Origin of the sequence: Erythrobacter sp. HI0063 (assembly GCF_001635685.1) — a bacterium.
Taxonomy (GTDB): Bacteria; Pseudomonadota; Alphaproteobacteria; order Sphingomonadales; family Sphingomonadaceae; genus Qipengyuania.
The window spans coordinates 1-6,010 of record NZ_LWFF01000017.1 but is presented as its reverse complement, the minus strand read 5'-3'; the positions used below and the strand labels follow the sequence as shown (position 1 = coordinate 6,010).

6 protein-coding genes are annotated in these 6,010 nt (G+C 65.2%); 4 read left to right on the top strand and 2 right to left on the bottom strand.

What is annotated here, in order from left to right:
* Positions 1 to 1,320, top strand: a 1,320-nt coding sequence (locus tag A3736_RS01035; protein ID WP_082851234.1) for a mechanosensitive ion channel domain-containing protein, incomplete at its 5' end; no start/stop codon positions are given.
* Positions 1,321 to 1,330: 10 nt separating this feature from the next.
* Here the strand turns inward: A3736_RS01035 and A3736_RS01030 are convergent.
* Positions 1,331 to 1,948 carry a hypothetical protein gene (locus A3736_RS01030; protein ID WP_067678101.1) on the bottom strand — a complete coding sequence of 206 codons (618 nt, stop codon included), beginning with the start codon at positions 1,946 to 1,948 and terminating at the stop codon, positions 1,331 to 1,333.
* Positions 1,949 to 2,013: 65 nt separating this feature from the next.
* Positions 2,014 to 2,553, bottom strand: a complete 540-nt coding sequence (ppa, locus tag A3736_RS01025) for an inorganic diphosphatase (RefSeq protein ID WP_067678098.1) — start codon at positions 2,551 to 2,553, stop codon at positions 2,014 to 2,016.
* A 189-nt stretch (positions 2,554 to 2,742) separates the two neighbouring features.
* On the opposite strand from ppa, the gene hisS reads away from it, so the two are divergent.
* From hisS to prmC, 3 genes are read left to right on the top strand one after another with little or no spacing between them, the layout of a single operon-like run.
* Positions 2,743 to 4,017, top strand: coding sequence for a histidine--tRNA ligase (gene hisS, locus A3736_RS01020; protein ID WP_067678095.1), 1,275 nt, complete (start codon positions 2,743 to 2,745; stop codon positions 4,015 to 4,017).
* The gene (prfA, locus tag A3736_RS01015) at positions 4,014 to 5,081 is read left to right on the top strand and encodes a peptide chain release factor 1 (protein ID WP_067678092.1); all 1,068 of its coding nucleotides are present in this window, start codon (positions 4,014 to 4,016) and stop codon (positions 5,079 to 5,081) included. The genes hisS and prfA overlap by 4 nt, the downstream gene beginning before the upstream one ends.
* A gap of 6 nt (positions 5,082 to 5,087) precedes the next feature.
* Positions 5,088 to 5,927, top strand: a complete 840-nt coding sequence (gene prmC / locus A3736_RS01010; RefSeq protein WP_067678088.1) for a peptide chain release factor N(5)-glutamine methyltransferase — start codon at positions 5,088 to 5,090, stop codon at positions 5,925 to 5,927.
* Positions 5,928 to 6,010 lie beyond the last annotated feature (83 nt).

The following is a 6,010-nucleotide window of genomic DNA, read 5'->3' as shown; positions in this document are numbered from 1 at the left end:
GAAACGCCCGAAGCGACGGCGAGCGCGGCGCCCGAACAGGTCATCGACGATACGCAGGAAGCGGGCAGCGATGCGCGCATCGCCAATCGCATTCGCGGCATTTTCGGCGAATTGCCCGCCTTTGAAAATGTCAGTGTCGACGTGCAGCAGGGCGTCGTCTCGCTGGCGGGCACCGTACCCGCGCAGGAGGATATCGCGCGCGCCGAAACCATCGTCGGGCGTATTTCCGGCGTCGTTACTGTCGAAAACGCGATCGAGCGCGATCTTTCCGTGAACAGCGCGGGCAGCCTCGCCAGCCTTCAGGACCGGATCGATCATTTCATCGCGCTGCTCCCGCTTCTCGGATTGGCGGTCGTCGTCGCTCTCGTCATCGGAGCGGTGGGGTATCTCATCGCCGGGCTGACGGGCTTTTGGCACCGCATCGCGCCCAACTCCTTCCTCGCGGAATTGATCGCGAGCGCGATCCGTTTCGTCTTCATCATCGGCGGTCTCGTCGTCGCGCTCGACATGATCGGGGCGGGCGCGCTTCTGGGGGCGGTGCTGGGCGGTGCGGGCGTGGTCGGCGTCGCGCTGGGTTTCGCCATGCGCGACACCATCGAGAACTACGTCGCCAGCCTGATGCTGAGCCTGCGCCAGCCCTTCCGCGCCAATGACTGGGTGCTGATCGACGATCTGGAGGGGCGCGTGATTCGCCTGACCAGCCGCGCCACCATTCTGATGACGCTGGACGGCAATCATCTGCGCATTCCCAACGCGCAGGTCTTCAAGGCGGTGATCACCAATTTCACCACCAATCCGCAGCGCCGCTTCCAGTTCGACCTGGGCGTCGATGCCGACGACGATGCGCGGGCCGCGCGCAAGCTGGGCCGCGAGATCCTGGCCGCGCTCGATTTCGTGTCCAACGATCCGCCTGCCGAGGCGCGGATCATCGAAGTCGGCGATTCCAACGTGGTGATCCGCTTCCTCGCCTGGATCGACCAGCGCGAGGCGGATTGGTGGAAAGCGCAGAGCCGCGCGATCCCCGCGGTCAAGACGGCCCTGGAAGATGCGGGCTTCGGCCTCCCGGAACCGATCTATCGCCTGCGCTTCGACCCGCGCAGCGCCACGCTCCCGTTCGAAAATATCGCCGAGGGCCAAGCGGCCGGATCGGCGCCGGCCCGCGATCAGGCCGCGAAGAAAGTCCGCCAGATCACCGCCGTCGAAGACGAGGAGGATGTCCGCCCCGTCACCGAGATCGCCGATATGGTCGAAGAAGAGCGCCGGGCGGGCGGTGGCGGCCAGGAAAAGGACCTGCTCGACCACTCACGCCCGGTGGAATGACGCCGCCCGGCTAGCGCAGCCTCGGAATGTCCCGGCACAGATAGGCGCGCTTATAGGGTTCGTCCCAGCATCGCTCGAGACCTTCCAGCACGGTAAGGTTTTGCGGCCATGGCAGTGAAATCGGCTTCCCATCCATACCGACCGCATTGTCCCAGGAAGGTGGTTTGGGAATGGTGGAAAGCTTCGCGATCGCTTCGGTGAGAGACGTCCTGTCACGTCGCAGGAACGCTATCGTCCCTTCGACATAAAGGTTCCAGGCTGCGGTCGATGCGTCGTCGCCTGTACGGTAGCTGCTTTCGAAATGCCTCAACGCTTCTGCGTTGTGCCCGGCGAAACCCCACATCTGGCCTTCGTGCCATGCCAGAATCCTGAGCAAAGATCGATCGCGGGGGTCGTCGGGCGAAAGCGCGCTGCCATTGATTTGCTGCCAATCCCGCAGAATTTCGGCCGCTTCCAGAAAGCATTCCTTATCGTGCAGCACCCGCCAGCCCATGCCTTCCGTCTGATCGAAGCTGACCGCATCGAGCGCCAGCATCGCATTGCGATCGTAAGCGCATTCCGCAGCGGTCGGCTCGACCGGAGACTGCGTGACGGGCGACGCGGCGAGCAGGGCTAAAGAAACAAGCACGGAACCAGATTACCGGTCCCAAGCTCGCATGCAAGCCCGCCCGTCGGATCGCGCGTATTCGGGCCTCAGCCCTTCTGTGCCTGCTTCTCGCGCTCGATCGATTCGAGGATGATGCGCTTGGCTTCGGCGGTATCGCCCCAATTGCCGACGCGTACCCACTTTTCCTTTTCGAGATCTTTGTAGTGGGTGAAGAAGTGTTCGATCTGCGCGAAGATGATGCTGGGCAGATCCTTCGTCTCGGCGACGTCCGAATAATAGGGGAAAGTCGTGTCGATCGGGACGCAGACCAGCTTTTCGTCACCGCCATGCTCGTCTTCGAGATTGAGCACGCCGATCGGACGCGCGCGGACGACGCAGCCGGGAACGAACGGGCTGCGGCTGATCACCAGCGCGTCGAGCGGATCGCCGTCGGGCGACAGCGTGTGCGGCACGAAGCCGTAATTGGCCGGATAGCGCATCGGCGTGTGCAGGATGCGATCCACAAATAGCGCGCCCGATTCCTTGTCGAATTCGTATTTCACCGGCTCGCCCCCGGTGGGGACTTCGATGATGACGTTGAGGCTTTCGGGCGGATTGTCGCCAGTGGGGATCAGGTCGATGCGCATGGGCTTCAAGATACCTTTTGAATGGGGCGCTTACCGGGCCGGGTCGCGCAAGATGTCGCGCGCGCCCATACGGCGTGACCCGTGCGGCTGCAAGCCACCCGGACCCTTTGCGCACCCTCGGCACAGACGCGCTTCTTCTCCTCGCACAGCGCCTTTTCCGTTTCCCGCGAACGCGCTAGGGGCACGGCCATGAGCAAATCTTCCGGCAAATCCTCCCAGAAAACCCCGCAGGCGATCCGCGGTACTCAGGACATTTTCGGCGCGGATGCGGAAAGCTTCGCCTTCGTGGTCGAAACCTTCGAGCGCGTGCGCAAGCTCTACCGCTTCCGCCGCGTCGAAATGCCGGTGTTCGAGAAGACCGAGGTTTTCGCGCGCTCGATCGGGGAGACGACCGATATCGTCTCGAAGGAAATGTATTCCTTCGAAGACAGGGGCGGGGAATCGCTGACGCTGCGCCCGGAATTCACCGCCGGGATCGCGCGCGCCTTTCTGACCAATGGCTGGCAACAACATGCGCCGGTTAAGCTCGCAACCCACGGGCCGCTGTTCCGCTACGAACGCCCGCAAAAGGGCCGCTACCGCCAGTTCCACCAGATCGACGCCGAGATCGTGGGCGCCGCCGAACCGCAGGCGGATGTCGAATTGCTGGCGATGGCGGATCAGCTGTTGAAGGAACTCGGGATCGAGGGCGTCACGCTGCATCTCAATACGCTCGGCGATGGCGACAGCCGGGAGGCCTGGCGCGCCGCGCTGGTCGAGCATTTCCGAAGCGTGAAGGACGAATTGTCGGAAGATTCGCAGGAACGGCTGGAGAAGAACCCGCTGCGGATTCTCGACAGCAAGGACCGGCGCGACCAGAAATTCGTCGCCGATGCGCCGAAAATCGACCAGTTCCTGTCGGACGACGCCCGCGCCTTCTTCGACGCGGTGACCGGCGGCCTCGATGCGGCGGGCGTGAAATGGACGCGCGCCGAAAGCCTCGTTCGCGGTCTCGACTATTATCGCCACACCGCCTTCGAATTCATTCCAGACGAAGGGAGCGATGCGGCGGGCAAGCTCGGCAGCCAGAGCACAATTCTGGGCGGCGGGCGCTATGACGGTCTGATGGAATCGCTCGGCGGAGCGGCCACGCCTGCGGTCGGCTGGGCGGCAGGGATCGAGCGGCTGGCGATGCTGGTGGGCGAGAAAAGCGAAACGCGGGCCGATGTGATCGTGGTCGTCGAAAACGATGCGGTGCTGTCGAAGGGGATCGAAGCGGCCCGCAAGCTGCGCGATGGCGGGATGGCGGTGGAGCTTGTCGCCTCGGGCTCTCCCAAGAAGCGCTTCGACAAGGCTCGGAAGGAAAACCCGAAAGCGCTGCTTTCCTTCGATCAGCGCGATGCGTTTCAGAGCAATCTGCGCGGCGATGCGGATGTAGAGGCCAGCATTCGCAGCATCCTGAACGATCCGGCGTTCGACCTTTGACCATCCCCGCCGAACGCCTCGACCAGATCACCCATCGCTTCGCGGAGCTGGAAGCGCGCATGGCGTCCGGCACGCTGGAAGGCGACGCCTTCGTTCAGGCATCGCGCGACTATGCCGAGCTCGAGCCGGTCGCGAAAATCGCCGCGCAGGTGAAGGCGATGCGCGCCGAATTGCCGGATCTCGAAGCCATGCTCGCCGATCCCGAAATGAAGGCGATGGCGGAAGAGGAGCTCGCTTCGATCCGCGAGGCGTTGCCCGAGGCGGAGCGCCAGCTCGCCGTGGCCATGCTGCCACGCGACAGCGCGGATGCGAAGCCCGCAATGCTCGAAATCCGCGCCGGGACCGGGGGCGACGAAGCGGCCCTCTTCGCGGGCGATCTCTATCGCATGTACGAGAGATATGCCGCCGAACGCGGCTGGAAGGTCGAACCGGTCAGCATGAGCGCATCGGAAGTCGGCGGATTCAAGGAAATCGTCGCCAACGTCACGGGCACGGGCGTGTTCGCCAAACTGAAGTTCGAAAGCGGCGTCCACCGCGTCCAGCGCGTGCCGGAAACGGAAAGCGGCGGGCGCATCCACACCAGCGCAGCGACCGTGGCCGTCCTGCCCGAACCCGACGCGGTCGACGTGCAGATCGACCCGACCGAGCTCAAGATCGACACGTATCGCTCGTCCGGCGCGGGCGGCCAGCACGTCAACACCACGGACAGCGCGATCCGCATCACGCACCTTCCGACCGGCACCGTCGTCACCTGCCAGGACGGGCGCAGCCAGCACAAGAACCGCGAAAAGGCGATGCAGGTGCTGCGCGCGCGCCTCTACGAGGCGCAGCGCGAAGCCACGCAGGGCGCGGAAGCCGAAGCGCGCAAGGCCATGGTCGGCTCGGGCGACCGTTCCGAACGCATCCGCACGTACAATTACCCGCAAGGCCGCGTGACCGATCATCGCATCGGGCTGACGCTGCACAAGCTGCCCGAAATCGTCGCGGGGCCGGGCCTCGGCGAAATGATCGACGCGCTGATCGCGGAGGACGAGGCGAAGCGTCTGGCCGCGCTGGCGGAATAAGGCCCGATGGCCGCGACGATCGCCGACGCGCTGCGCGCCGCTGCCGAGCGGCTGTCCGCGACCAGCGACACCGCGCGGCTCGATGCGGAGCTTTTGATGGCGCACGCGCTCGGCGCCTCGCGATCGGACCTGCTGCTGCGCCACATGCGCGATTGCGTGCCGACAGGCTTCGAACCGCTGGTGGACCGCCGCGCCGCGCGAGAGCCGGTTGCGCATATCCTCGGCGAGCAGGAGTTTTTCGGCCGCACGTTCCGCGTCACACCCGCCACGCTGATCCCGCGCGGCGATAGCGAGGTGCTGGTGGAAGCGGCCCTCGCCGTCGATCCGCAGCCCCGGCGCGTGCTCGATTTGGGCACCGGCACGGGCGCGCTGCTCCTGAGCGTTCTTGCCGAAACCGCCGCCGAGGGTGTCGCTACGGATCGCTCCGCCGCTGCGCTGGCCGTCGCGCGCGAGAATGCCGAGCGGCTCGGCCTTGCTGCGCGGGCCCGTTTCGAGGAGCGCGATTGGCACGAGGCGGGCTGGGCCGCCGATCTCGGAGCCTTCGATCTCGTCCTGTGCAATCCGCCCTATGTCGAGGACAACGCCGATCTCGACCCGGATGTGCGCGATTACGAGCCGGGATCGGCCCTGTTCGCAGGCGAGGAGGGGCTCGACGATTATCGCGCGCTGCTGCCCCAGCTTGCCGGGCTGCTGGAGCCGGAAGGCGTCGCCATTTTCGAGATCGGGGCGGGTCAGGCCGATGCAGTCACGTCCCTCGCAGCGACCGAGGGGTTTGCAGCCAAATTGCATCGCGATCTTGCCGGGAGGCCGCGCGCCTTGGCCATGAAGCGGGGAATAAACCGATAGGGGCTTGGCAAACCGGATGGGAGGCACTACCCCTAGCTTACAGGTTAGCGGAGTGCGACGCGTTCGTCCCGCCGGTCTGGCTC

Bases quoted from the DNA above. Each gene is read 5' to 3' on its own strand.
- ppa (WP_067678098.1), bottom strand. From the start codon at position 2,553: ATGCGCATCGACCTGATCCCCACTGGCGACAATCCGCCCGAAAGCCTC.
- hisS (WP_067678095.1), top strand. From the start codon at position 2,743: ATGAGCAAATCTTCCGGCAAATCCTCCCAGAAAACCCCGCAGGCGATC.
- prmC (WP_067678088.1), top strand. From the start codon at position 5,088: ATGGCCGCGACGATCGCCGACGCGCTGCGCGCCGCTGCCGAGCGGCTG.